The organism is Novosphingobium sp., assembly GCF_024642085.1.
Taxonomy (GTDB): Bacteria; Pseudomonadota; Alphaproteobacteria; order Sphingomonadales; family Sphingomonadaceae; genus Novosphingobium.
Genome location: NZ_JAHEBV010000021.1, coordinates 1 through 24,962 on the forward strand (window position 1 = coordinate 1; position 24,962 = coordinate 24,962).

Consider the following 24,962-nt stretch of genomic DNA (forward strand, 5'->3'; position numbering starts at 1 on the left):
TGCTCCAGCTTGATAACCTTGGCGCCAGGAAAATCCTTTTCAAAGCGCAGGATATTGGCCACTTCTGCGCCGCGCCATGAATAGATCGACTGGTCGTCATCGCCTACGACGCAGATGTTGCGGTGCCCTTGGGCAAGCAGCCGCAGCCATAGGTACTGGACCTGGTTGGTGTCCTGGTATTCGTCCACCATGATGTATTTGAAACGCTGCTGGTACTGTTCCAGCACTGTCCGTTCGGTCCGCAGAACGTTTAGCATGTGCAGCAGCAGATCGCCGAAATCGCAGGCGTTCAGCGTCTTTAGCCGTTCCTGATACAGCCGGTAGAACTTCTGCCCCTGGCCGTTAGCGTAGCTTTCGTTTTCCGCGGCATCGAGATCTTGCGGATTGAGCCCCCGGTTTTTCCAGCGATCGATACACTGCGCCAGACCCCGCGCGGGCCACCGCTTTTCATCTAGCCCTTCGGCCTGGATCAACTGTTTCAATACGCGCAGCTGATCGTCAGTGTCGATGATTGTGTAGTTGGATTGCAGCCCCACCAGTTCGGCATGGCGGCGCAGCAGCTTGGCCGCAATTGAATGGAACGTACCCAGCCAAGGCATGCCTTCAACAGCGGGACCAACCAGCTGCCCTACCCGTTCCTTCATTTCACGCGCAGCCTTGTTCGTGAAAGTGACGCACAGTATTTCGCTGGGCCAAGCGCGGCGGCTGCGCACGATATGAGCCAGCCGCGTGGTCAGTGCCGCTGTCTTGCCGGTCCCGGCGCCGGCCAGCATCAAAACCGGGCCGTCAACCGCCAACACGGCTTCGCGTTGAGGCGGGTTTAGCCCCTGCAGCAGAGCGTCGTCAGAGGAGTCGTCGGTGGGGGACACATGCGAACAGTTAGGGAACGCGGCACAAAGGCGCAACCGCAGAGTGGAACTGTTTGGGGTTTCGTGTGTTGATTACCTGTCCGTGCTGAAGCACGACGAGCCCATTTCAAGGGTCGCCTTAAAGGGCGTCGGTGTTTCGCCGGCGCCCTTTTCGTTTGACAGTGCCGCGCCGCGCCTCAACCTGCATCGCGATGAACCCGCTTCGACAGCACCGCCGCATCTTGACCGCATCGCTGACTGGCACAGCGGTGGAGTTCTACGATTTCTATGTGTTTGCCACCGCGACGGCGCTGGTTTTTGGCGAGCTGTTCTTTCCCAAAAGCTCTCCTGAAGTGCAGGGGATTGCCAAGTTCATGGTGTTCGGTCTGGCGTTCATCGCCCGGCCAATCGGGGCAGTGGTCTTCGGCCATTTCGGCGATCGGGTAGGGCGAAAGGCCACCCTTGTCGCCTCGCTTCTGCTAATGGGGGCATCGACGCTGCTTGTGGCGTTTCTGCCGGGCTATGCCGATGCCGGGGTGTATGCGCCGCTGCTGCTGTGCATTCTGCGGTTTGGCCAAGGGTTGGGCCTCGGGGGTGAATGGGGCGGGGCTGCTCTGCTCGCGACGGAAAACGCGCCCAAGGGATGGGAAAGCCGTTTTGGCGCTGCACCGCAGCTCGGCGCACCGCTGGGCTTCCTGGCAGCCAACGGGCTCTTTTTGTTGCTGGGCCTGTGGCTCAGCGATGAGGATTTCCTTGCATGGGGTTGGCGGGTGCCGTTTCTGGCAAGCGCGATCCTGGTCGGGATTGGCCTTTGGGTACGGCTCAATATCGCAGAGACCGCGCAGTTTCGCGAAGCACTTGACCGGGCGCCACCTCCGCCCGTGCCGCTACTTGCCTTGCTGCGTGATCATGGCGGCGCGGTTTTGGCCGGCAGCGCGGGCGTGGTTGCCTGCTTTGCGCTGTTCTACCTTTCCACTGCCTTTGCGCTCGATATCGGAACGCGCCAGCTGGGCTATCCGCGCGAGACGTTTCTGACCCTGCAGCTTGGCGCGAACTGCCTCCTCGCGCTGGGCATTCTGGTCGCCGCCTGGTTGTCCGACAAGTCAAGTGCGGGAAAAGTCATCTTATGCGGGGCCGTGGCCACGGTCGGCGTCGGCTTGCTGTATTCGCAAGGGCTTGCTGGCAGTACACTTTCGGTCTTCCTGACGCTGGCGGGGGCGCTGTTCGTGATGGGCTTCGTTTATGGTCCGCTCGGCGGGTGGCTGACCACGCTCTACCCAGTGTCGGTACGCTACAGCGGCGTCTCGGTGGCGTTCAATGCTGGAGGTATCGTGGGCGGGGCGGTCACGCCGCTGCTGGCCAAAGCGATGAACGACGCGGGTTACGGCAGCCAGATCGGCTATCTGCTGGTCGCAGCAGGTGCTTTGACCGTGCTGGGTGTCAGCCTGGCGCGCCCGGCAACCGAAGCAGGGTAAGCCGCGCTTTTCCGACCTTGCGTTCGGCCACCTGCTTCAGAGACTTGACCTGCGGCACCTCTTTTTCGGACGTTTCCAGGCTGATCCAGGTCGCCGGGCCGATCCAGCCCAATCGCACCAATTTGTCGAGCGCCACTGCACCTGCGCCCGAACCGTAGGGCGGATCGAGAAGGATAAGATCGAGCGGCGCCTTGAGCGGTCCAAGCATCATAACCGATGCGGCCCGCACATCGCAGCGATCCGCGGCACGCAAAGCGGCGGCGTTTGCGCGCAGGGCGCGGATTGCCGCAGGGTCCTGTTCGGCAAACAGACATGTCGCCGCGCCGCGCGACAAAGCTTCAAATCCCAGCGCGCCCGATCCAGCGAATAAATCTGCCACAGCGAGGCCCTCAAAGGTGCCGATCCGGCTGACCAGCATTGAATACAGCGTTTCGCGAGTCCTGTCTGAGGTGGGGCGGGTCGTTTCGCCTGTAGGGGCCTGCAGCTTGCGCCCGCGCCATTCGCCCGCGACAATCCTCACCGGCGGCGATCCCGAAGCACGCGGTTGCGCGCGTGTTCGTGCGAGGGGCGGGCTTCAGCCGGTACGCCGGGCTGCTTAAGCCCGCGCATAAAGCGTTCTACTTCGACCTGGCGGACTTCTACCACCGCGCCGCGCGGCAGGTCGAGCAACTCGAACGGCCCGTAAACGGTTCGGATCAGGCGGCTCACTTCAAGCCCGAGGTACTCCAACACGCGGCGCACTTCACGGTTCTTACCCTCTGTGATCGTCACTTCGATCCATTGGTTTCGCCCAGTGCTGCGCTCCATGTTGGCGTTGATTTTACCGTAGCGCATGCCTTCGATCTCGACCCCTTCGATAAGTTCGTCGAGCTGGTCTTGGGTCACCTCACCAAAAGTGCGGGCGCGGTATGTCCGGGGCAGGCCGGTCGATGGTAGTTCCATGGTGCGCTTGAGCCCGCCGTCATTGGTCAACAGCAGCAGCCCTTCTGTGTTGAAATCGAGACGACCAATCGGCATGACCCGGCGTGCGTCAGCGGGCAGGGCGTTGCGCAGCGCAGTATAGATTGTCGGGCGCCCGGCGGGGTCACGTTCGGCGGTGATCAGCCCGGACGGCTTATGGAAGATGAAAAGGCGCGGTGGTTCGGCCGCCTTTACCGCTTTGCCATCGACTGTGACCCCCTTAAGATTGGTCAGCACCGTGTTGGGCGTCGTCACGACCGCGTCGCCAATCCGCACACGGCCATCGACAATCATCCGTTCCACTTCTCGGCGACTGGCTATGCCGGCGCGGGCAAGCAGCTTGGCGATGCGATCACCGGAGCGGGGTGTGTCGGCGGGTGCAGTCATCGCGCGCCCTTACGCCAGCATTGCCGCGGCGTCACCCCTTTGTAGAGGCGATCTGTTCCTGACAGATTTCGTGGAAGCGTCTGATGCCGCCTTCCAGCGTACCAATGGTCAGTTCGCTGATTGCGCCACTTTCAAGCCCCTGCTGGCCGAGAGCAGCGGCGCGGAAATCCTCGCCCGCAAAGACGCCGCCGTCAAGCAGCTCCCACGAGCGCTGCCAATGGTCGCGCGCCTTATCTGTTTTCGGCTTTTCGGGGATCAGCATGAAGTCTTCGACCAAGGTGCGGTCATGTTTCTGCGGCCACAACGCCATGACGTTTATATAATCGGGACTTATGACAATGACGGTCGCCGGGAACAGTTGATAGGCAAAGGTACCGATCCGGCGCAGCGCTTCCATGTCTGACAGGTCAACGCCCTGCAGCTCTTCAGCCCGGCAGACCAGACTGCGCTGGTGCGGGCCGACCTGATCGCCACTTGATACGCCGTCCTTGAAGAACGGGCCAATGGTCTGAGCGTGCAAGCGGGTAACGTGGTAGCTTTCCAGGAATGCATCCATGATGAGCTTCCAGTTGGAAGCAACGTCATGCGTGGCGCGGGCGAACAGGTGATGATCGCGCATGGCGAAGGCATCGAAATCTTTGCCCAGTTCGCGAGCGAGCGAAAAATCTGCCTGATTGCCCGGCGCATACCAGATGAGTCCACCCGCTTCGCAGCTGGGCAGTTCTATCAGGCCATGATCACTTTTGTTCAGTCCAGGAAACGTTTCGGGACGAGGCAGTGCGAGCAGCCGTCCGTCTAACGCATAGGTCCAGGCGTGGTAAGGACAAGTCAGCCGTTTGCCACAAACAACGTCCTGTCCTTCGACCAGCCGCGTGCCGCGGTGACGGCACACGTTTAGAAACACGTGGACGGCGCCGCCAGCATCGCGCGTGATCAGCAATGGCTTTCCGGAGGAATCGTGCGTCACGCTCATCCCAGGATTGGCGATGACAGATGAAGGGCACAGTACCTGCGGCAAGTGCCCGAACAACGCGGCTTTTTCGCGTGTCCAATGCGCCGGATCGGTATAAACAGACGCCGGTACTTTAGTGATCCCGTGGGTGGGACGTGCACACCCATCTGCGATCTGCCGCGCCAGAGCGAGCTGCGGAACGGTCGGAGACCGGGAGGCAAGCGTGGAAGTCCTCTCCATAAGACTGGTCATAGCGTATTTGTGCGCTACGTTCGCGCCAAATCAACGGAAAGGGATCGCATGGCCGCCGACACACCTAAAGTCGAGCGCCCCAAGGGCTTCAAATTGTTGCGTATCGCACTCCAGAACCGCAAGTCGGCGTGTATGTTAGGCTTCGGTTTTTCGTCAGGCCTGCCATATGCGCTGCTGATCGGAACGCTAAACGCATGGCTTGGCGAGGTGGGCGTCAAAATGGCCACTATCGGCGTTTTGAGCTGGATCGGCCTATCCTATTCATTCAAGTTCCTGTGGTCGCCATTGGTTGATCGTTTGCCGTTGCCGGTGCTGGAATCGCTTGGTCGCCGTAAGAGCTGGATTTTCTTTTGCCAGCTGGTGATGGCGCTTGCCTTTGCCGGGCTTGCCATGACAAATCCCGCAACCTCTATCGGGACTTTTGCCCTATTTGCCTTTTTGGCGGCGTTGGCTTCGGCGACGCAGGACGTGGCGGTGGATGCCTGGCGCATTGATGTTGCGGACGAAGTCACTCCGGTTGAACTGCTGAGCCCGATCTATCAGTTCGGCTACCGTATTGCGTCTATCGTCGGCGGCGCCCTGGCGCTGGTTCTGGCGGCCCGGATGAGCTGGGGGGCAGTTTATGGTCTGATGGCGTGTCTCGTCCTACTTATGCTGCTGGTTACTCTGCGCGCGCCGGATACCGAAAGGCCGGAAAAAGGCAAGCTTCACGCCGATCTTGCCCGTGTGGGTGAATTGAAGCCGCAAACGCGTATCTTGGCTTTGGCAATTGTCGGAGCCAGCTGGGCCTGGGCCATTGTTACCATCTTGCATTTCATGCTGAGTATGCTGCTCGTCGCGCCTGGCACCGCGCCGCCCTCGGTTGCCGATTTTACGAAGCATTACGCGCCCTGGATCGTGGTCGCGACAGTTGTGGTACCACTTATGGTGGCAGCAGGAACCAATTGGCTCAAAGGGCATCACAACTCTGTTCTGACCGAACAGGACGATCATCATTCAGCCGGCCGAACTGCTGCAAATCACCTCTACGTCGCGCTTGTCGCGCCGCTGGCAGAACTGTCGGGGCGTCTTGGCTGGGCTGTGTTGGGCGTTGTCGGAATGATCCTGACCTACACGCTGTGTTACAATATCTGGGGCAGCTTTGCCTTTCCGTTCTACCTCGACGAGCTCAAGTATACCAAGGACGAAGTGGCCTTCGCCTCCAAGGTATTTGGCATCTTCATGACTATGCTGGGGATCAGCCTGGGCGGTTTCTTGTTTGCCCGGATCGGCCGCATGCCTACGATCCTGATCGGCGCAATTTTGCCGGTACTAGGCAATTTCGTTTATGCCGATCTGGCAGAAGGCGGGCGGCACATTGACATGGTCGGCGATGCGATCGGCCTTAACTGGCTGTTCTCTCAATTCGGGTTCGATGCACGCATGGTCAGACTGCTGCTGGCGATAAGTTTCGAAAACGTCTCGACCGGCCTCGCCGGGGCGGCCTTTGTCGCTTATCTTTCGGGCATCGTCAGCAAGCAGTATACGGCAGTCCAATATGCGCTGCTCTCCTCGTTGACCTTCCTTATCGGTGGCTTGGGCCGCGGGATTGCCGGCGAAGCAATCGACCAGATCGGTTACGCCTCCGTCTTCCGATGGACCGCTTTGGCCGGAGCCCTTGCGATCCTGTTCGCGCTGGTCGAATGGAACCGAGCAGTGCGGGCCAATCGACTCAGTCGGGAAGTTCCTGGTTAAGCCGAAGGACTTCCCCGGCCAGATATAGCGATCCTGCAATCAGCACGTCCCCGCCTTGCGGTAAGGCTTGCAGTGCGGATGGTACATCGGCGAAGGGGCGCACCGGGATGTCGGCGTGGGCAGCAATATCGGTGGGTCGGTGTGCATCGTGCCCGGGTGCCGGGACGACCGAGAGGCTAAGCAGCATGCCGCGCAAAGGGGCGACGATGGCTGCCGGATCTTTGCTTGAAAGCATCCCGGTGATCAGATGGAGGGGCGACGCCCCTTCGAAATAGCGCGCGATGGCGAGGCCCGCATCGGGATTGTGTCCGCCGTCCAGCCAAACTTGCCGACCGGGCACCAGATCTGTCAGCGGGCCCTTGCCCAGCGGCTGCAACCGTGCAGGCCAGCGCGCAGTCCGAATACCTTTGGCCATGCTTTCTGTCGAAACTGTAAAGTGCGACTGGTGACGAAGCATGGCCACCGCCAGCGCGGCGTTATCAGCTTGGTGGCTTCCGGCAAGGTCAGGAAGGGGCAAATCGAGAATGCCAAAACGGTCGCGGTAGGCGATGCCGAGGTCGATTTCGGCGTCCCAATCCAGCCCGCGAATCGCCGTTTTGGCGCCGACCTGCATGGCATGATCGATTACGGTCTTGGTCACGTCGGGGCGGTAAGCCTGCGTCACGAGCGGTACGCCGGGGCGGGCGATTCCAGCCTTTTCAAAGGCGATGCGGCACAGCGGATCGCCGGGCACGCCGGATTCGGGGACGAGCAGAAAGGCCTCGTGATCAATGCCCAAGCTGGCGATGCCGCAGGCGGCCTGCGCGTCCAGAACGTTGGTCGCATCGAATCGGCCGCCTAGGCCAACCTCGATCACGCAGACATCGGCAGGTATGCGTTGAAAAGCAAGGAAGGTGGCCGCCGCAGTAACCTCGAAGAAGCTGGGGGCCAATTCTTCTCCGGCGTCAAGTACTTCGCGCAGCAGATCGGCCAGCAGATCGTCAGCGATTAGCTTACCGGCTAGCCGGATCCGCTCGTTATAGCGCACCAGATGCGGCTTGGTCGCTGCGTGGACGCGCAGTCCTGCGGCTTCCAGCATGGCCCGCAGATAGGCGCAGGTGCTGCCCTTCCCGTTAGTCCCGGCAATGTGAAAAACTGGCGGAAGCGCCCGCTCCGGGTTGCCCAGCCGCGCCAGCAGTGCGTGGATAGTCTCCAGTCCGATCCGCCCTTGCGGCAAGCTGAGCGCGCCCAGCCGGTCGAGCTGCGCCTGCACACGCGGATCGTCGGAAACGGCGAAATCGCGCATTTGCGGCTCAGGCCGCCTGTGCCGCGCCCAGGTAGTCGAGCACGCTGGCGAGCGTCGCCTTGAGGTTCTTGCGGGGCACGACCATGTCAATCATGCCGTGGGCCAACAGATATTCAGCGCGCTGGAACCCTTCGGGCAATTTCTCGCGGATCGTGTCCTGGATCACTCGCTGCCCGGCAAAGCCGATCAGGCAACCCGGCTCTGCAATCTGTACGTCGCCCAGCATGGCGTAACTGGCAGTGACGCCGCCGGTGGTCGGATCGGTCAGTACGACGATATAGGGCAGGCCGGCGCGCTTCAGGCGGCTGATCGCCACGGTCGCCTTGGGCATCTGCATTAACGACAGAATGCCTTCCTGCATCCGTGCCCCCCCGGCCGCCGTGCAGATGACATAGGCGCACTTGTCCTTGATCGCGCGCTCGGCCCCGGCAACGAATGCCGCCCCCACGGCCATGCCCATCGATCCGCCCATGAAGGCAAAGTCCTGCACGCCCAGAACAACATTATGGCCATCAATCTTGCCAGCCGAATTGGTCAGCGCATCGGGATGCGGGTTGGCGGCGCGAGCGGCCTTGAGCCGGTCAGGATACTTCTTCTGATCGCGGAACTTAAGCGGGTCTTCCTTGACCTTGGGGCTTGCCAGCACTGTGAAGCCCGGGTCGAGCAGCTGGTCCAGCCGAGCATCGGCACCGATCCGGCCGTGATGCTCGCAGCGGGGACACACGCTCAGGTTTTCCTCGTATTCCTTGGTGAACAACATCTCGCTGCAGGAGGGACACTTGGTCCACAAATTGTCAGGAGTGTCGCGCTTGTCCTGAAACGGTAGCGCTTTGCGAACACGATCGATCCAGCTCATGCGGGCTTACCTAGCACTGTGGATCGCGGCGGCAAGCGCTGCAGTGAGTTCACGAACCGGCCCAGCCGCACTGGCGCCGTACTGCGCGACCAGATCGACCAGCGCCGACCCAACCACCACACCATCCGCCACCCGGGCAATCGCAGCGGCCTGTTCGGGTGTGCGCACGCCGAAGCCAACCGCGACAGGTATGGTGGCGTGCCGCTTGATCCGCGCGACTGCTTCATCGATCGAAGCCTGGGCAGCTTGTTGCATCCCGGTGATTCCGGCGACCGAGACATAATACAGAAATCCCGACGAACCATCGAGCACCGCCGGCAGCCGCGCGGCGTCGGTGGTTGGTGTGGCCAGCCGGATCGGGCTGATCCCCGCCGCGCGTAATGCAGGGCCAAGCTCGCCGTCTTCCTCGGGCGGAATGTCGACGCAAATCACCCCGTCGACCCCGGCCTTGGCGCACTGTTCCGCGAACCATTCTGGCCCGCGCGTGATCATTGGGTTGGCATAGCCCATCAGCACCAGCGGTACTTCTGCGTGGCGCGCGCGAAAGTCGGACGCGATCTGGAACAAGTCCGCCGTGGTGGTCCCCGCGCCCAGGCTGCGCAAATTGGCCTGCTGGATCGCCGGACCATCGGCCATCGGATCGGTGAACGGCATGCCAAGTTCGATGACGTCGGCCCCGCCGGAGACGAGTGCGTCGAGGATCGCCGAAGTGTCGCCATCGCCTGCGGTGACGAAGCAGACCAGCGCCGGGTGCGGCTTGGCGAAGGCGGCGGAGAGGCGGGTCATCAGGTCGAGGTCGAGCGCCGCAGCCAGCTGCCAGCCACGACGACGGCTACAGTGATGGCTACCACCACATCAAGACCACCCAAATCCTCCCGCGCGCCGTCAAAAAGAGCAACGCGGGCCAGCTTATCAGCCAGAAGGACTCCCAGGACGACAAGCAAAAACCTGTTGATGACGGCGGGCGTCGGAAAGGTCACAACTTAACTCCGAGATGATCGGCAACCGAAAAAATGTCCTTGTCTCCTCGCCCGCACAGATTGGCGAGGATTATCGCATCCTTGGGCATGGTCGGCGCGACCTTCTGGACTGCCGCAATCGCATGGGCGGGTTCAAGCGCGGGGATGATCCCTTCGGTGCGGCAGAGCAGTTGGAAGGCTTCCAGCGCCTCGGTGTCGGTGACACTGGTGTAATCAACCCGGCCAACTTCCTTGAGCCAGGCATGCTCGGGGCCGATCCCGGGATAGTCGAGCCCGGCACTGATTGAGTGGCCTTCGGTGATCTGGCCGTCTTCATCCTGCAGCAGGTATGTCTTGTTGCCGTGAAGCACGCCGGGACGTCCGCCGGCAAGGCTGGCGGCGTGTTCCTTGTCGAGCCCATGTCCTGCCGCCTCGACGCCAAGCATCTTCACATCCATATCGTCGAGGAACGGATGGAACAGCCCGATCGCGTTGCTGCCCCCGCCGATCGCCGCGACCAGCAGGTCGGGCAGGCGGCCCGTGCGGCTGAGCATCTGCGCGCGGGCTTCCTTGCCGATCACCGACTGGAAATCGCGGACCAGTTCGGGGTAGGGGTGCGGGCCAGCGGCGGTACCGATGATGTAGAAGGTATCGTGGACGTTGGCGACCCAGTCGCGCAGCGCTTCGTTCATCGCATCCTTGAGCGTGCCAGCGCCCGCCGTCACGGCGCGCACCTCTGCGCCAAGCAGCTTCATCCGGAACACGTTGGGGGCCTGGCGCGCCACGTCGGTCGCGCCCATGAACACCGTGCAGGGCAGGCCGAAGCGCGCACAGACCGTGGCCGTGGCAACGCCGTGCTGGCCTGCGCCGGTTTCCGCGATGATCCGGGTCTTGCCCATGCGGATCGCCAGCAGGATCTGGCCGATGCAATTGTTGATTTTGTGCGCGCCGGTGTGGTTCAATTCGTCGCGCTTGAACCAGACCTGCGCGCCGCCGAGGACTTCGGTCAGGCGCGGTGCGAAGTAGAGCGGGCTGGGGCGGCCGACATAGTGTTCCAGCAGGTCGTCAAACTCGGCCTGGAACGCCGGATCGGCCTTGGCCGCGGTATACTCGCGTTCAAGATCGAGGATTAGCGGCATCAGCGTTTCGGCGACATACCGCCCGCCGAACTGACCGAAATGGCCGCGCTCGTCAGGCTGGGTACGAAAGGAATTGGCGGTGTTCATCATGTCATCCAGCGTTTCGCGCCACTTGGCAGAAGGCGGCAATCAAGTCCACATCCTTGACCCCGGGCGCGCTCTCAACGCCCGAAGCCGAATCAACCAGCGGCGCGCCGGTGATCCGCACCGCTTCGGCCACGTTGGCGGGGTTCAGCCCGCCGGCCAGGCCCCACAGTCCCGGCGCTTTCCACCCCGCCAGCAGCGACCAGTCGAACCGCAGGCCGAGCCCGCCCGCCAGCGCGCCCTTGGGCGTCTTGGCATCAAGCAATATCAGGTCGGCGACCGGGGCATAGCGCGCGGCCTTGGCCAGATCATCTGCGCCGGCTACCGGGATCACTTTCCATACCGGCAAGCCGTGTTGCTGTTTCAGAGCAGCGACAGCGTCCGGCGTCTCACTGCCATGCAGTTGCAGCGCATCCAGCGAACAGGCGGCAACAGCCTGACCGATGGCGCCAAAGTCGGCATCGACAAACAGCCCCACCCTGGCAATCCTTCCCGCCGCCCGCGCACCCAGATCGCGCGCGCTGGAAAGGTTAAGGTAACGCGGCGATGGCGGGCAGAAATTGAACCCGGCATAGTCCGCCCGCGCGGCAATGGCTGCTTCCAGCGTTGCGGCTTCGGTCAGGCCGCAGATCTTGATCAGGGGAGCGGGCATGGCGCTGCGGGTTAGCGCGCAATGCCCACCGGTCAAGTGTTCACTGGATCAGGGGGCAAGTTCGAATTGCACGGTCACGCTGATCGCGCTTTCAACTTCTCCCACCGCAACCGGCGGCGCTGCATCGGCCATCGCCGCCTTGGCGTACATCACCGGCATCGGCGGGGAATAGCCGCCACCTTCGCTGATCGAAATCACCCGCACCACGCGCAGGCCGGCTGCCTTGGCATAAAGCGCGGCACGGGCGCGGGCCTTGGTCATTGCGGCAACCCGGGCTTCGTCCTGCGCAGCATCGGCGTTGTCGATCTGGAAGCTGGGCCCGTTGATGTTGTTGGCCCCGGCATTGACGAGCGCATCGAGCACGCCGCCCATTGCTTTCAGGTTGCGCTGCTTGATCAAGACCGAGTTGTTGGCCTGATAGGCGATGATCCGCGGTTCCTGCATCACCTGCCCGTTGGGCCCCATCATCGGCTGGCCGTAGACGGGATTGAGGTTGATGTTGCTGGTCTGGACATCGCGGTCGGCGATTCCAGCCTGCTTCAGCGCGGCAAATACCTTGTTCATCGCGGCGGAATTGGCGACCATCGCTTCACCCGCCGTGCGGCCCTGGGTGGTTACCCCGGCGCTGTAAACGGCAAGATCGGGAGTGCGTGTACTGCGTCCATCGGCCGACACAGTCAGCAGCGTGCTGCCCCGCGCGATCACGGGTACGGATGATGCTGACTGGGCCATGGCGCTTCCGGAAGCGAGGGTTGCTGCGGCAAGCGCCGAAGCGGCAAGAGCGAGTGTGAACGGCTTCATATGATTGCTCCTTGGCGGCAGATGCGCACCTTGTGGGCAGGCCGTGCTTTCGCTGCGGTGAACTACAGGGTCGCTTCGATCGCGCGGGCAGCGGCGACAGGGTCTTCGGCGCGGCTTATCGGGCGGCCGACGACGAGCACGCTGGCCCCATCGTTGCGCGCCTGGCGCGGGGTGACCGTGCGCTTTTGATCCCCGGTCTTGCCATCGGTCATGCGCAGGCCCGGAACCACAAAAAACCCGTCCTTCCACTGGTGATGGACTGCACCAACTTCGTGGCCGGAACACACGATCCCGTCGAGCCCGGCCTTGTGTGCCAGATCGGCCAGACGCAGCACCTGGTCATGCGCGCTTCCGCCCACGCCAGTTGCGGCCATGTCCCCTTCATCAAGGCTGGTCAGCAAAGTGACGGCGACAACCTTGCAATGTTCGCCAGCCGCGGCCTTGGCATCTTCCATCATCGCCTGACCGCCGCTGGCATGAACCGTGACAATCGCCGGTTCCAGCACATGGACCGCCTGCATTGCCCCGGCGACTGTGTTGGGAATATCGTGAAGCTTGAGGTCGAGGAATAACGGGAGGCCGATCTTGGCGATTTCGTGAACGCCGTGATGGCCATGAGCGTAAAAGAACTCCATCCCCAGCTTGAGCCCGCCGACGTGATCCTTGACCTTGCGGGCCACTGCCTCGGCCGTTTCGAGGCGCGGAAAATCAAGCGCGAGATAAACCGGATTGGTCTTCATGGCGCCGGCGATTGCGGATCGGCTGCGGCGGCATCAAGCTGGGTGGTCGTGGCAACAGCAACCGGCGTAGAGACTGCCGCGGCCCGGACAGAGTTTTCCAGCGCGTTGATCCGGCGGGAAAAACGCCATTTCACGCCCTTGTGCAGCAGCCACATCGGCAGCAGGCCAAGCAGGAAGGACAGCATCACCAGCACCGGCAACTTGGTGTCCAGGATCAGGCCTTCCCAGATCTTGATCGATACAGTCTGCCAGTTGTTCAGCGAAAACAGCAGCAGTGCAACCAAGACCAGAACCCAGACGATGGTGCGGATTATTTGCATGCGGAGCTCTCCAGATCCTTAGCCGTTCGGTCCAAGGCTAGGCAGTTTGCCGGGCGAAGGAAAGGGGTTCGACAGGAATGCGTCAAGATCGGCAGCGCTGCGGTCTGCCGCTTCCTCCATCGGCAAGTGACCGATGCCGGGATAGACGATCTTTTGCGCGCCGGGGATGGCCTTGGCAAACCAGTCTGCGCCGCTGACGGGGATCAGTTTATCTTCGGCGCCCCACAGGATCAGCGTCGGCGTCTTGATTTCTCCCAGCCTGCCCACATTGGCTTCGCGGCCGCTGTAGCCGGCAAACCGCAGTCCGGTCGCCTTGCGGTTGCCGGGATAGCGGTTCAGTTCCCAATAGCGGTCGATTGCGGCGGGGGTGACGATGGCCTGGTTCGATACCGATTGGCGAAGGGACGTTTCGAATACCGAACGCGGCGTTATGATCAGGGCCAGCTTGTTCAAGCCGGGCGTCTGGGCAATCCGGAAACCGATCGGCAGCTTCTTGCTGGGATCCTGCGGCGGCCCGGCCGCGTCAACCAGCACCAGGTGGGTCAGCTTGCCGGGATGGGCCAGCGCGTATTCCCACGCGACATAGCCGCCCATCGAGTTGCCGGCGAGGGCAAAGCGGGTCACGCCCAGCTTGGTGAGCAGCGCGTCCAGCGTGCCTACAAAGGCCGCGCTGTCATACTGCCCTGTTGGGTTGGGTCCGGTCAGTCCGTGGCCGATCTGGTCCAGGCTGATGATCCGGTACTTGCCGCCCAGCCGCGCCACCCAGGGTTCCCAGGTATGGAGCGAGGCGTTCGAGCCGTGGAGCAGCACCAGCACCGGTCCGTCTTGTTTGCCTTCATCGCGGACATGCATGGTCAGCCCGCCGCCAACGTCGACGAACTGCGACGCCGCACTGGCATATTTGGCTTTCATCGCCGCCGGATCGGTATCGGGCGAATAGCCCCAGGCGAACAATGCGATGACGGCCAGCAGCAGCAGGCCCAGTATCCATTTAAGTGCCCGCTTCATAACCGCCCCTTTGTGTCATTCCCCGAAAACGCGCGAGAAGATCGTGTCGATCGCCTTGAAGTGATAATCGAGGTTGAACTTTTCATCCAGCATGGCGGCTGGCAAGGCGGCGGTGACTTCCTCGTCGGCCTTGAGCAGGTCGAGCAGGTTCAGCGCGCCGTCCGATTCCCACACCTTCATCGCGTTGCGCTGGACCAGCCGGTACGCTGCGTCGCGTTCAAGCCCCGCCTGAGTTAGCGCCAGCAGCACCCGCTGCGAGTGGACCAGCCCGCCCATCTTGTCGAGGTTGCGCTGCATCCGTTCAGGATAGATCACCAGCTTGTCGATCACCGATGTCAGGCGGGCGAGGGCGAAGTCCAGCGTGATGGTTGCATCCGGACCAATGAAACGTTCGACCGAGGAGTGCGAGATGTCGCGCTCATGCCACAAGGCTACATTTTCCAAGGCGGGAGTTACCGCAGAACGCACCACGCGGGCGAGGCCGGTGAGATTCTCGGTCAGCACCGGGTTGCGCTTGTGCGGCATGGCTGACGAGCCTTTCTGCCCGGGCGAGAAGTACTCCTCAGCCTCAAGCACTTCGGTGCGCTGCAGATGGCGGACCTCGGTGGCAAGGCGTTCAATACTGCTGGCAATCACGCCCAGCGTGGCAAAAAACATGGCGTGGCGATCGCGCGGGATCACCTGCGTGCTGACCGGTTCGACGGTGAGGCCAAGCTTTTGCGCAACGTATTCCTCAACCGCCGGGTCAATATTGGCAAAGGTGCCAACGGCGCCCGAAATCGCGCAGGTGGCCACTTCGGCGCGGGCGCTCTGCAGGCGCGCTTTGCAGCGGGAGAACTCGGCATAGGCCTCGGCCAGCTTTTTGCCAAAGGTGGTCGGTTCGGCATGAATGCCGTGGCTGCGGCCGATGGTCGGGGTGTATTTGTGCTCCATCGCGCGGCGCTTGATGGCGGCGAGCAGATCGTCGAGATCGGCCAGCAGCAGATCGCTTGCCTGGGCCAGCTGCACCGACAGCGTGGTATCCAGCACGTCGCTACTGGTCATGCCCTGGTGCATGAAGCGTGCTTCGGGACCGACCTGTTGGGCTACCCAATCGAGGAAAGCGATAACATCGTGCTTGGTCACCGCTTCGATCGCGTCAATCGCGGCGACGTCGATCTTGGGCTGGGTTGCCCACCAGTCCCACAAGGCTTTTGCCCCGCTGCTTGGCACTACGCCAAGATCGCCCAGCTTTTGCGTCGCATGCGCCTCGATCTCGAACCAGATGCGGAAGCGTGCCTCCGGCTCCCAGATCGCGGTCATGGCAGGACGGGCGTAACGGGGGACCATGCAGGCAGACTCCTTGGATTGATGCCGCTGCCGCTAAGGGGAGGGGCGGGCAAAGGCAAGGGCGGTTAATCTTCGCTGGGGGTTTTGCTGAACATGTTCACACCAAGATCACAGGGTCCTGCGCGAAAAAACCGGGCAAGACACCTGGTGTCAATTTGCGCGGGCAAGGGCAAAGCGCGGCGCGCGCTCTCAGAAGATCAAACGGGGCGGACAAGTATGTTTCCATGCCTTCAAAAGTGCCATTTTCGCCCCGTGTAGGAAAGGGCAGCGCCCTATGCCGGCACCGGCGGGTCGTTGTACGATCCCTGCATTGTAATGGCTGCGTCGGGCGCGCCCAGGATCGCCTTCAGTGTAGCGACCGGATAGGCGAGCTGCGGCTTGCCCTCGTCGTAGGCTGGCTGCGGCACCGGACTGGCCGCGCTGCACGGCGCGGGGTTCAGCATGGCCTGGGCTTCTTCTGCCGAAAAGCCGCACTGCGCCAGAACGGCCGGATCGACCCAGCGCGCCGGATCGACAGCGCTGACCGCATAACTGATTTCCAGCGTCAGCCCCTCGGGCCCGGCAAAATAGATCGATTTGCAAAAGCCGTGACCGATCGGCCCGATGGCGGCAACGCCGTGGCTGCGGATGCGGTTCTGCATTCCGGTCAGGCCGGCCTCATCCGGCACGCGAAAGGCGATGTGCTGGGTTACGCCCGCCGCGCACTTGCCCGCGCCGGTGCCGGCATGGGTGATGCCGATGGTTGACGGGATTTCAGCGATCCCGTCCATTTCGACGACCGAGAAAAAGCTGTCATCCGCCATTTGCAGGAAGGCGTGTTTGCCGCCCGGAACGCCGTGCATGTCGAACAGTCCGACCAGCGGGAAACCCATTACCTGCGTGAAAAAGGTCAGCTGTGCCTTCATGTCGGCCGACATGATCGCGATGTGGTGGATGCCATCGGGGTGCTGGACGTTCATGTGCGCGCTCCTTCGCTTCGGGATCACGCTAGTCCGCCCGGTCGCGGATTGCCAGCCGGGCCTTGCGCTGTTCGCGCCGAGCGGCCACCAAGGGGCGCAGTGGGATCCGCCGTCACAACACGCCGTTCGTTCATGGCCGCTGGCGCAGCGCTTGCGCTGATGCCGCGGGGACTGCGCGCACAGGAGATGCCGATGTTCACATCCAACCGTCCGGCGGCCGCTGCGCGCATGTTTGTCAGCACGGCGGCAGAGCGCGAGATTGACCGCGTTTCCGCGCTGATCGCCGATCCGGAACTGAAATGGCTGTTCGCCAACTGCTTTCCCAATACGCTCGACACCACGGTTCGCCTGGGCACGGTCGATGGCAAGGACGATGCGTTTGTCATCACGGGTGACATTCCTTGCCTTTGGCTGCGCGATTCGGCGGCGCAGCTGCGGCCCTATCTGCACTTGGCCAAGGATGACGCGCCGCTGACCAGGCTGTTTCGCGGGCTGATCCGCCGCCACGCGCGCTGCGTGCTGATCGATTCCTATGCCAACGCCTTTATGAAAGACCCGGCGGCGCCAACGTCGCTCAGCTGGTCGACGAGCGACCGGACCGAGATGAAACCGGGGGTGGCCGAGCGCAAGTGGGAGGTCGATTCGCTGTGCTATGTCCTGCGGCTGGCGCACGATTACTGGCACGCGACCGGCGATACCGAGCCTTATGACGCGACCTTCGTGCAAGCCGCCAAGACCATCGTTGCCACGTTCCGCGCCCAGCAGCGCAAGGAAGGGCCGGGCCCGTACCGGTTCCAGCGGCGCAGCGATCAGCCGACCGAAACGACGCTCGCCGGGATCGGCGTACCGACCCGCAAGACCGGGCTGATCCATTCGGCGTTCCGCCCGTCAGACGATGCCTGCACTTATCCCTGCAACATTCCCGGCAACCTGTTCGCCGTGGCAACCTTGCGAGAAGTGGCGGCCATGGCCGGATCGCTGCTGAATGAGCCTGCCCTGGCGGTTGACGCCGCCGCCCTGGCGGCAGAGGTTGAGGCGGCGGTCATGGCCCACGGCACGATGGTGCTGCCCGACGGACGCCAGGTTTTTGCCTATGAAACCGACGGATACGGCAACCATCTGTTTATGGATGATGCCAACGTGCCGTCGTTGCTGGGACTGGCCTATCTGCGCTGCCTTCCGGCCGATTATCCGTTGTGGCAAACGACCGCGCAGGCGGTGTGGAGCGAGGCCAACCCGTGGTTCTTTTCCGGGCGCGCAGCCGAAGGGGTGGGCGGGCCGCATATCGGCGAAGGACAGATCTGGCCGATGGGGATAATCGTGCGTGCGCTTTCCAGTGATGATGACGCGGTGATCGCGTGGAGCCTCAAGACCTTGCGCGCCAGCCACGCCGGGACCGGCTTCATGCACGAAGCCTTCGACAAGGACGATCCGGCCCGGTTTACCCGCGCCTGGTTTGCCTGGGTCAACGGGTTGTTCGGTGAACTGGTGGTCAAGGTCGCAAACGAACGGCCGCATCTGCTGGCGGCGCAGTACAGCTAAACCGGCCAGGTAAAATCCAGGGCTGTGTCGCCGGTCGCCGCGCCGTCAGCACCGAACCGGCGTTCGCTGATCCAGCCCGTGCCATCGCGGCCGATCAGCACCACGGTTGAACAGCGCGTGCCATAATCCGGATGACGGATGAACACGGATGAGAAAGCGTCTTCGGGATCGCCCGATTGCGAGACCGGGTCAGCCAGGGCGGCGAATAAATCCGCAGGATCGTGATCGCTGGCCAGCCAGTTCTCCAGCGCCGCTTCGAGCCGCGCAGTCTTGAACCACCGATCGCCCCGCGCACCGTTCGACAGGCCGTGGATGCCGTGCGCCAGCTCTACATGATGGATGTCGGGGTGGTTTGAAACAAAGCGCAGCCGGTCTGTATCGGCCAGCCACAAGTTGAACGGGTTCATCCCTGCGATCCCATCGGGTTCGCGCGCCTGCAGCCAGTCCGAAACCAGCGCCCCTCGCGATGTCAGATCTGCGCGCGGGTACCCGGAGACGCGCAGGTTGGTGACCAGGCCAAAGCGGCCCTCGCTCACCCCCAGCCAGGTTCCGCCTGCCTGCAGATCGCGCCCGCCCAGGATCGGCGCATCATCCCACCGGGCCAGCGGGGCAGTGGGACGCTGGTGGTACTCATCCCGGTTGCCGATGGCGACCAGACGCCATGCGGGATGCGCGGCCCAGGCGATGGCAGCTACGCACATGTCACACCAGCCCCTTGGCTTTCAGGCTGACATGGCCTTCCTTGCCGATGATCACGTGATCGTGGACCGTGATGCCCAGCAGCCGCCCCGCTTCGGCAATCCGGTTGGTGATCTGGATGTCGGCGCGGCTGGGTTCGGGTGAACCGGATGGATGGTTATGGACCAGGATCAGCGCGCTGGCCCCCAGGTCGAGCGCCTTCTTGACCACTTCGCGCGGGTGGATTGCTGCCTCGTCGATGCTGCCGTCGGTCAGCAGGTGATCGAGGATCAGGCGGTTGCGGACATCGAGATACAGAATACGGACCCGTTCATGTGTCAAATGGGCCATGTCGATCGTCAGGTAATCGATCAGCGCCTGCCACGAACCCAGCACTGGCTGTTCCTGCACCCCGGTGCGGGCCAGCCGCCGCATGCCCTGGGCCACGATTTTGATCGCCGCGGCGCTGGTCTCGCCCATGCCGGGGTGGTTGATCAGGGCCTTGGCATCGGCATTGAATACCCCGGCCAGGGAACCGAAACGCTTGAGAAGGCTTTTGGAAAGGGGTTTCATGTCCCGCCGGGGAATGGCGGTCATCAGGAGGTATTCGATCAGTTCATGATCGGCCAGCGCGCCTTCGCCGCCATCAAGCACACGCGTTCGCAGCCGGGCGCGGTGGCCGGCGTGGTCGTGCGCTTCGCTTGGCTTGTCAGTCACTTCCGCTCCCCGGCTGGTCTGGCCTTCCTTGCCTTTCACCGGCGCAGCGCGCAAGGGTAGGGCGATGTCCGACGACAATGGCGAACCTGCCGAGCTGATAATCGAAGGTCCGGCGCCGCGTCGGCGCTCGTGCCTGGCGATCGCGCTTGGCCTGATCGCACTGGTCAGCCTTGTCGTGATCGGCGTGGTCTGGTGGCAGCGCTATGGCATCGCCAACCGCATAATCGCCGGGCAGCTTAGTGATCTGGGCCTGCCCGCCACTTACAAGATCCAGAAGATCAGCACGCGCCGTCAGATCCTGACAGACATCGTCATCGGCGATCCCGGGCATCCCGACATGACGGTTGAACGTGCCATCGTGCAGATTTCCCCGCGCTTCGGAGTGCCGACGCTGGAAACGGTAACCCTGATGAAGCCGCGGCTTTATGGCAGCTTCAAGCAGGGCGTGATCAGCTTCGGATCGCTGGACAAGGTTCTGTTCCGCAAGACGGGCAAGACAAGCGGCATTCCAGACCTGAACCTGACGGTGGTGGACGGCCGCGCCCGGATCGACAGCGATTATGGGGTCATCGGACTGAAGACTGACGGCACTGGCAACCTGCGCAACGGCTTCATCGGGATGTTGGCGGCAGTTGCGCCCAAGCTGGCCATCGGACGCTGCAACGCCGAGGGTGCCAGTGCATTCGGATCGATCAAGGTGATTGCCGCCAAGCCTGCGTTCACCGGGCCGCTGCGTTTTGCCTTGCTGAACTGCCCCGGCCAAGCCGTGGCTGCGCGCGCGGCGGCACTGCAGCTAACCGTTGAAACGACAGAGAAGTTTGACCGTTTTTCCGGCACTTATGATGCAAAGCTGGCCAGTCTTGCCGCAGCAGGGATCAAAGCCGCCGCTACAACCGGCAAGGGTGACTTTGCCTTTGCTGCGGGCGATCTTACAGCACGCTATGATCTTGCTGCGAACCAGGTTCAGTCAACCTATGGTGCAGCAGGCGCGCTTGGGCTTGAAGGCATGGTGCGCACGCGCGATCATTTTGCCGCGATAGAGGCTGACGGCGGCCTGAGCGGAACCGCAATCCGGCCCACCCCGGTGCTGGACAAAGCACTGTCCGATGCCGAAACGGCGGGCAAGGACACGCTGATCGCCCCCGTCGCGGCGCAGATGCGCGCAGCGCTTTCGCGGGAAGGGCGGGCAAGCGCGCTCTCGGCAAGTTATGTCTTCCGGCAGACTGGCCAGGTTACCAGCCTGCTGGTCCCGCGCGCTGCCTTGCGCGGCACAAGCGGGGCAGACCTGATCGCCGTATCGCGTTTCCAGCTTACTACAGCTGGCAAGGGATCACCCCAGTTCGTGGGTAATCTGGCTACCGGCGGGCCGGGTTTGCCCCGCATAGAGGGCCGGATCGAGGCGCAGGGCAACGGCACCACGCTGGGCCGGTTCGTAATGCAGGATTACCGGGCGGGCGATACCCGCCTTGCTGTGCCGCAACTGGCGCTGGTCCAGCGCCCGGGCGGCGAACTGGGTTTCGCCGGGCAGGCCCAGCTGACCGGGCGTCTGCCCGGCGGGATCGCGCAGAACCTGATCCTGCCAATCGATGGCACCTGGTCGCGCCAGCGCGGTGCGTCAGTCTGGCGCAGCTGCACGCCGGTGCGGTTTGACCGGTTCGCGATCAGCAACCTCAGCCTGGACAAGCGCGAGATTGTGCTGTGTCCGGGGCCGGACGGTGCAATTTTGCGCAGCGATGCGCGCGGCACTCGCTTTGCAGCTGGTTCACCTTCGCTCAATCTCAGCGGCAAGCTGGGGACGACACCGGTTCGCCTGCGTACCGGTGCAGTCGGCGTGGCTTGGCCCGGAGCGCTGTCGGTGCGCAATATTGATGCATCTCTTGGCCCGCTCGACCAGCAGACCTCGCTCAAAATCGCCAATGTGCGCGGCACTTTGGGGCAGATCAGCAGCGGCACCTTTGCCGGGACCGAATTCAAACTGGCGAATGTGCCGCTGGATATCTTTGATGCTGCGGGCAACTGGCGCTTTGGCGGCGGTGATCTGGCAATTGGCGGCGCATCCCTGCGTGTCGAAGACCGCGAGGTCGATGACCGGTTTCGCCCGCTGATCGCCCGCGATGCCACGCTTTCCCTGCACAGCACCACGTTCCGCGCCCATGCGATCCTGCGCGAACCGCGCAGCGACCGGCATGTCGTCACCGCCGATATCGTTCACGATCTGGATACCGAACGCGGTTTTGCCGATCTCGACATTCCCGGGCTGGTGTTCGATCGCACGATGCAGCCGACCACGCTGACTACCCTGGCCCTTGGCGTGATAGCCAACGCCGAAGGCACGGTCGATGGCACGGGGCGGATTGACTGGCAGGGCGGAAAAGTGACCAGCACCGGCCAGTTTCACACCAACGATCTTGATTTCGCCGCTGCATTTGGGCCGGTCAAGGGAACATCCGGAACCATCTACTTCAGCGATTTGCTTGGCCTTGAAACCGCGCCGGACCAGAAACTGCGCTTTGCTTCGATCAATCCAGGCATCGAAGCCAATGACGGCGAGCTATCGTTCCAGCTCGAACGGGGACTACGTTTGCGGGTCAACGGCGCGACCTGGCCGTTCCTGGATGGGGAACTGCGCCTGCGCGAAACCGGTTTTGTGCTCGGCACGGCGGACGTGCGGCGGTTCACTCTTGAGGTTGTGGGGATCGAGGCGGGCCGCTTTGTCGAGCGGATGAACCTTGCCAACATTTCCGCCAGCGGCAAGTTCGACGGCACTCTGCCGCTGGTGTTTGACGAAAACGGTGGCCGGATCGAAGGCGGAATGCTGATTTCGCGCCCGCCCGGCGGCAATGTATCCTACGTCGGGGAACTGACTTACAAAGACCTTGGCACCATGGCCAACTTCGCCTTTCAGGCGCTGCGCTCGCTCGATTACAAGCGGATGCAGATTGCCATGGACGGCGAACTTGAAGGCGAAATCGTCACCCGCGTGCGGTTTGACGGGGTGACGCAAGGCACGGGCGCGAAACGCAATTTCATTACCCAACGGTTCGCCAAGCTGCCGATCCAGTTCAACCTGAACGTGCGCGCACCCTTCCAGAAACTGGTCGGCACGTTTCGCTCGCTTTACGATACCAAGGCCCTGCGCGATCCGCGTGAACTGGGCCTGATCGACAAGGACGGTAAAGTGCTGGCGCCTTCGGTTGCCAACCCGGAACCGAAAAAATCGAATGATATTCAGCCTTCAGACAGCAGGACACCGCCATGAACAGCCTTCAATTGACCAATCGCGCCAGGATTGCGACAACCTTGCCCATGCAGGGGAAGCAATCAGGGCCGGACCGGTCAACCTGGCGGGCGAAGGCCGCGCTAGGGGTGTTGGCAGGCGGCGCGGTGGCGCTCGGCGGATGTGTTTCGGTCAATGCACCGGACAAGCCGATCGTGATCGAGCTCAATATCAACATCAAGCAAGAGGTTATCTATCGTCTCGCGGCCGATGCCGGGAACACGATCGATGAAAACAAAGATATTTTCTGATGGAGTTTGCAGTAATGAAGGCCCGTTCGAACACGAAGCACAGCCCGTTGACGCTTGGCGCCGGCGCTTTGGCGCTCGCGCTCCTCACGGCGACTGCCCCCGCATCCGCCCAGTCGCGCGACCCGGCCTATGCCGCCGCCCGCGCGTCGGGTCAGGTTGGCGAAAAGACCGACGGTTATCTGGGCTTCCCCACGGCGCCCAGCGCAGAATTGCGCCACGTCATCGAAGACCTCAACATCAAGCGCAAGGCGGTCTATGCGCAAAAAGCACAGGCCAACAACGCAACGGTTGAAGAATACGCATTCACATCGGGCTGTCTGGCGATTGCCCGCACGGTTGCCGGTGAAAAGTACCAGGCCCCTGACGGATCGTGGCAGACCCGCGGTGCCGGGGCGCCGCTGCGCGACAGCCGCTGTCCGTAACAGCCTGAGCTTTGTGATGGCATTCAAGGCCCCTTTGCGTCACCGGCGCGAAGGGGCCTTTGCTTTGTGTGCAGTGCAGCAATGGCGGGCTCACAGCGGTTGACTCAGGTGTATGGACTGCTAAGGGGGCGGCGCCTTCGGCGGGCAGCCGTTGCCCGTGCCTCTCGTTCCGGTTAGGAGCATGGCATGAATGACGAGCAGCCAGCCCGAGACCCCATCGGCGAAGACGCGCGAATCGACGCGCTCGAAGCGCGGTTAAAAGCCGCACGCGAGCGGGAAGAGAAGCGCAACACGCCGCGCGGGACCGTTGAAGCCGACGCCAATTACAGCGCCGGCAACAGGGTCCTGGCGGAACTGCTGGGGGGTATCGGGGGCGGAGCGTTCATCGGCTGGGTCATTGACCGATTTGCCGGAACGTCGCCCTGGGGTCTGCTGGTGGTGATGGCCCTCGGGATCATCGTGACCTTCAGGAACATCATCCGGATGTCGCAGCCGCCCAAATAGGGCGCTGCGCCATCGAAACCGAGTGAAGAGGCACGTCGCGTGGCAGCCGAACAGGGCAAAGTCGATCCGATGCACCAGTTCACGATCGAGCCGCTATTCGGCACCGATCACTGGTCAATCGCGGGCTATTCCATCCCGTTCACCAATTCCGCGCTGTGGATGGCGCTGACGGCTGGCGTGCTGCTGCTGTTTGTGGCCGGCGGCATGAAGCGCGAACTGGTCCCCGGCCGCTGGCAGATGGCGGTCGAAGGCTTTACCGGCTTCATCGACAACCTGCTGGCTGCCAACATCGGTCCTGCCGGCAAGAAGTACGTGCCGTACATCTTCTCGCTGTTCATGTTCATCCTGTTTGCCAACGTGCTGGGCTTGCTGCCCTTGATGCTGGTTGGCGTCCATCCGTTCACCCCGACCAGCCACTTCACCGTTACCGGTGTGCTGGCGATCATGTCGTTCGCGATTGTGCTGATCGTGGGATTTGCCCGCCATGGCCTGCACTTTTTCAGCCTGTTCGTGCCGCACGGCACGCCATGGTGGCTGCTTTGGCTGATCCCGATCATCGAACTGATATCGTTCCTGGTCCGCCCGTTCAGCCTGGCGCTGCGGCTATTCGTGGCGATGATGGCCGGACACGTCCTGCTTGAAGTGCTGTCCAGCTTCGTGATCGGCAGCGCCAATTCCGGGCCGCTGTGGGGCAGCATCGTCGGCATTCCCAGCTTTCTGCTGATGATTGCGATCTGTGCGCTTGAGCTGCTGGTCGCCGGCATCCAGGCCTATGTCTTCGCGTTGCTCACGTCGCTGTACCTGAACGACGCCGAGAACCTTCACTAAGTC

At 62.6% G+C, this 24,962-nt stretch carries 26 protein-coding genes; 8 read left to right on the forward strand and 18 right to left on the reverse strand.

What is annotated here, in order from left to right:
• Positions 1–869, reverse strand: an 869-nt coding sequence (locus tag Q0L62_RS09670) for an ATP-dependent helicase (RefSeq protein WP_296679259.1), incomplete at its 3' end; no start/stop codon positions are given.
• 191 nt (positions 870–1,060) lie between these two features.
• On the opposite strand from Q0L62_RS09670, the gene Q0L62_RS09675 reads away from it, so the two are divergent.
• Entirely contained in the window at positions 1,061–2,323 is a 1,263-nt protein-coding gene (locus Q0L62_RS09675) for an MFS transporter (RefSeq protein ID WP_296679260.1), read from the forward strand.
• On the opposite strand, the gene rsmD is transcribed toward Q0L62_RS09675, so the two are convergent.
• The 3 genes from rsmD to Q0L62_RS09690 are packed head-to-tail and all read right to left on the reverse strand — an operon-like array spanning position 2,289 to position 4,874.
• The gene (rsmD, locus tag Q0L62_RS09680; RefSeq protein ID WP_296679261.1) at positions 2,289–2,843 is read right to left on the reverse strand and encodes a 16S rRNA (guanine(966)-N(2))-methyltransferase RsmD; all 555 of its coding nucleotides are present in this window, start codon (positions 2,841–2,843) and stop codon (positions 2,289–2,291) included. The genes Q0L62_RS09675 and rsmD overlap by 35 nt on opposite strands.
• The gene (locus Q0L62_RS09685; protein ID WP_296679263.1) at positions 2,840–3,670 is read right to left on the reverse strand and encodes a pseudouridine synthase; all 831 of its coding nucleotides are present in this window, start codon (positions 3,668–3,670) and stop codon (positions 2,840–2,842) included. Before Q0L62_RS09685 ends, rsmD begins: the two co-directional genes overlap by 4 nt.
• Positions 3,671–3,701: 31 nt before the next feature.
• Positions 3,702–4,874 (reverse strand): aromatic ring-hydroxylating dioxygenase subunit alpha, encoded by a 1,173-nt coding sequence (locus Q0L62_RS09690; RefSeq protein WP_367183284.1) that lies wholly within the window; start codon positions 4,872–4,874, stop codon positions 3,702–3,704.
• Positions 4,875–4,922: 48 nt separating this feature from the next.
• Between Q0L62_RS09690 and Q0L62_RS09695 the strand changes: the two genes are divergently transcribed.
• A complete protein-coding gene (locus Q0L62_RS09695; RefSeq protein ID WP_296679265.1) occupies positions 4,923–6,608 on the forward strand; it encodes an MFS transporter in 1,686 nt (561 codons plus the stop codon).
• Here Q0L62_RS09695 and Q0L62_RS09700 read toward each other — a convergent pair.
• The 12 genes from Q0L62_RS09700 to Q0L62_RS09755 form a co-directional block, all read right to left on the reverse strand.
• Entirely contained in the window at positions 6,586–7,893 is a 1,308-nt protein-coding gene (locus tag Q0L62_RS09700; protein WP_296679267.1) for a folylpolyglutamate synthase/dihydrofolate synthase family protein, read from the reverse strand. The two genes, Q0L62_RS09695 and Q0L62_RS09700, sit on opposite strands and share 23 nt — an antisense overlap.
• A 7-nt stretch (positions 7,894–7,900) precedes the next feature.
• Positions 7,901–8,749: an acetyl-CoA carboxylase, carboxyltransferase subunit beta gene (accD, locus tag Q0L62_RS09705; RefSeq protein ID WP_296679268.1), complete on the reverse strand. Its 849-nt coding sequence runs from the start codon at positions 8,747–8,749 to the stop codon at positions 7,901–7,903.
• Positions 8,750–8,755: 6 nt separating this feature from the next.
• Positions 8,756–9,535: a tryptophan synthase subunit alpha gene (gene trpA / locus Q0L62_RS09710; RefSeq protein WP_296679270.1), complete on the reverse strand. Its 780-nt coding sequence runs from the start codon at positions 9,533–9,535 to the stop codon at positions 8,756–8,758.
• Positions 9,535–9,729: a hypothetical protein gene (locus tag Q0L62_RS09715; protein ID WP_296679273.1), complete on the reverse strand. Its 195-nt coding sequence runs from the start codon at positions 9,727–9,729 to the stop codon at positions 9,535–9,537. The genes trpA and Q0L62_RS09715 overlap by 1 nt, the downstream gene beginning before the upstream one ends.
• The gene (gene trpB / locus Q0L62_RS09720; protein ID WP_296679329.1) at positions 9,726–10,934 is read right to left on the reverse strand and encodes a tryptophan synthase subunit beta; all 1,209 of its coding nucleotides are present in this window, start codon (positions 10,932–10,934) and stop codon (positions 9,726–9,728) included. Before trpB ends, Q0L62_RS09715 begins: the two co-directional genes overlap by 4 nt.
• Before the next feature lie 4 nt (positions 10,935–10,938).
• Positions 10,939–11,583, reverse strand: a complete 645-nt coding sequence (locus Q0L62_RS09725) for a phosphoribosylanthranilate isomerase (RefSeq protein ID WP_296679275.1) — start codon at positions 11,581–11,583, stop codon at positions 10,939–10,941.
• A 48-nt stretch (positions 11,584–11,631) separates the two neighbouring features.
• The gene (locus Q0L62_RS09730; protein WP_296679278.1) at positions 11,632–12,384 is read right to left on the reverse strand and encodes an SIMPL domain-containing protein; all 753 of its coding nucleotides are present in this window, start codon (positions 12,382–12,384) and stop codon (positions 11,632–11,634) included.
• Between the two features lie 62 nt (positions 12,385–12,446).
• Positions 12,447–13,124 (reverse strand): orotidine-5'-phosphate decarboxylase, encoded by a 678-nt coding sequence (pyrF, locus tag Q0L62_RS09735; RefSeq protein WP_296679279.1) that lies wholly within the window; start codon positions 13,122–13,124, stop codon positions 12,447–12,449.
• Positions 13,121–13,444, reverse strand: a complete 324-nt coding sequence (locus tag Q0L62_RS09740; RefSeq protein ID WP_296679281.1) for a DUF1049 domain-containing protein — start codon at positions 13,442–13,444, stop codon at positions 13,121–13,123. The genes pyrF and Q0L62_RS09740 overlap by 4 nt, the downstream gene beginning before the upstream one ends.
• Before the next feature lie 18 nt (positions 13,445–13,462).
• The gene (locus tag Q0L62_RS09745; protein ID WP_296679283.1) at positions 13,463–14,452 is read right to left on the reverse strand and encodes an alpha/beta hydrolase; all 990 of its coding nucleotides are present in this window, start codon (positions 14,450–14,452) and stop codon (positions 13,463–13,465) included.
• A 15-nt stretch (positions 14,453–14,467) separates the two neighbouring features.
• Positions 14,468–15,781, reverse strand: a complete 1,314-nt coding sequence (gene purB, locus Q0L62_RS09750; RefSeq protein WP_296679286.1) for an adenylosuccinate lyase — start codon at positions 15,779–15,781, stop codon at positions 14,468–14,470.
• Between the two features lie 272 nt (positions 15,782–16,053).
• Complete coding sequence (locus Q0L62_RS09755) at positions 16,054–16,740, reverse strand: VOC family protein (protein WP_296679288.1); 687 nt, start codon at positions 16,738–16,740, stop codon at positions 16,054–16,056.
• A 186-nt stretch (positions 16,741–16,926) separates the two neighbouring features.
• Between Q0L62_RS09755 and Q0L62_RS09760 the strand changes: the two genes are divergently transcribed.
• Positions 16,927–18,282, forward strand: a complete 1,356-nt coding sequence (locus Q0L62_RS09760; RefSeq protein WP_296679290.1) for a glycoside hydrolase family 125 protein — start codon at positions 16,927–16,929, stop codon at positions 18,280–18,282.
• On the opposite strand, the gene Q0L62_RS09765 is transcribed toward Q0L62_RS09760, so the two are convergent.
• On the reverse strand, positions 18,279–18,983 hold the full coding sequence (locus Q0L62_RS09765; RefSeq protein WP_296679292.1) for an NRDE family protein: 705 nt from the start codon (positions 18,981–18,983) through the stop codon (positions 18,279–18,281). The genes Q0L62_RS09760 and Q0L62_RS09765 overlap by 4 nt on opposite strands.
• Before the next feature lies 1 nt (position 18,984).
• Positions 18,985–19,677 (reverse strand): DNA repair protein RadC, encoded by a 693-nt coding sequence (gene radC / locus Q0L62_RS09770; protein ID WP_296679330.1) that lies wholly within the window; start codon positions 19,675–19,677, stop codon positions 18,985–18,987.
• A 64-nt stretch (positions 19,678–19,741) separates the two neighbouring features.
• Between radC and Q0L62_RS09775 the strand changes: the two genes are divergently transcribed.
• From Q0L62_RS09775 to Q0L62_RS09795, 5 genes are all read left to right on the forward strand, one after another.
• Positions 19,742–22,936: a YdbH domain-containing protein gene (locus Q0L62_RS09775; RefSeq protein WP_296679293.1), complete on the forward strand. Its 3,195-nt coding sequence runs from the start codon at positions 19,742–19,744 to the stop codon at positions 22,934–22,936.
• Entirely contained in the window at positions 22,933–23,205 is a 273-nt protein-coding gene (locus Q0L62_RS09780) for a YnbE family lipoprotein (protein WP_296679295.1), read from the forward strand. Before Q0L62_RS09775 ends, Q0L62_RS09780 begins: the two co-directional genes overlap by 4 nt.
• Positions 23,205–23,627 (forward strand): YdbL family protein, encoded by a 423-nt coding sequence (locus Q0L62_RS09785; RefSeq protein WP_296679297.1) that lies wholly within the window; start codon positions 23,205–23,207, stop codon positions 23,625–23,627. The genes Q0L62_RS09780 and Q0L62_RS09785 overlap by 1 nt, the downstream gene beginning before the upstream one ends.
• 186 nt (positions 23,628–23,813) lie before the next feature.
• A complete protein-coding gene (locus Q0L62_RS09790; protein WP_296679299.1) occupies positions 23,814–24,131 on the forward strand; it encodes an AtpZ/AtpI family protein in 318 nt (105 codons plus the stop codon).
• A 69-nt stretch (positions 24,132–24,200) separates the two neighbouring features.
• Positions 24,201–24,959 carry a F0F1 ATP synthase subunit A gene (locus Q0L62_RS09795; protein WP_296679331.1) on the forward strand — a complete coding sequence of 253 codons (759 nt, stop codon included), beginning with the start codon at positions 24,201–24,203 and terminating at the stop codon, positions 24,957–24,959.
• Positions 24,960–24,962 lie beyond the last annotated feature (3 nt).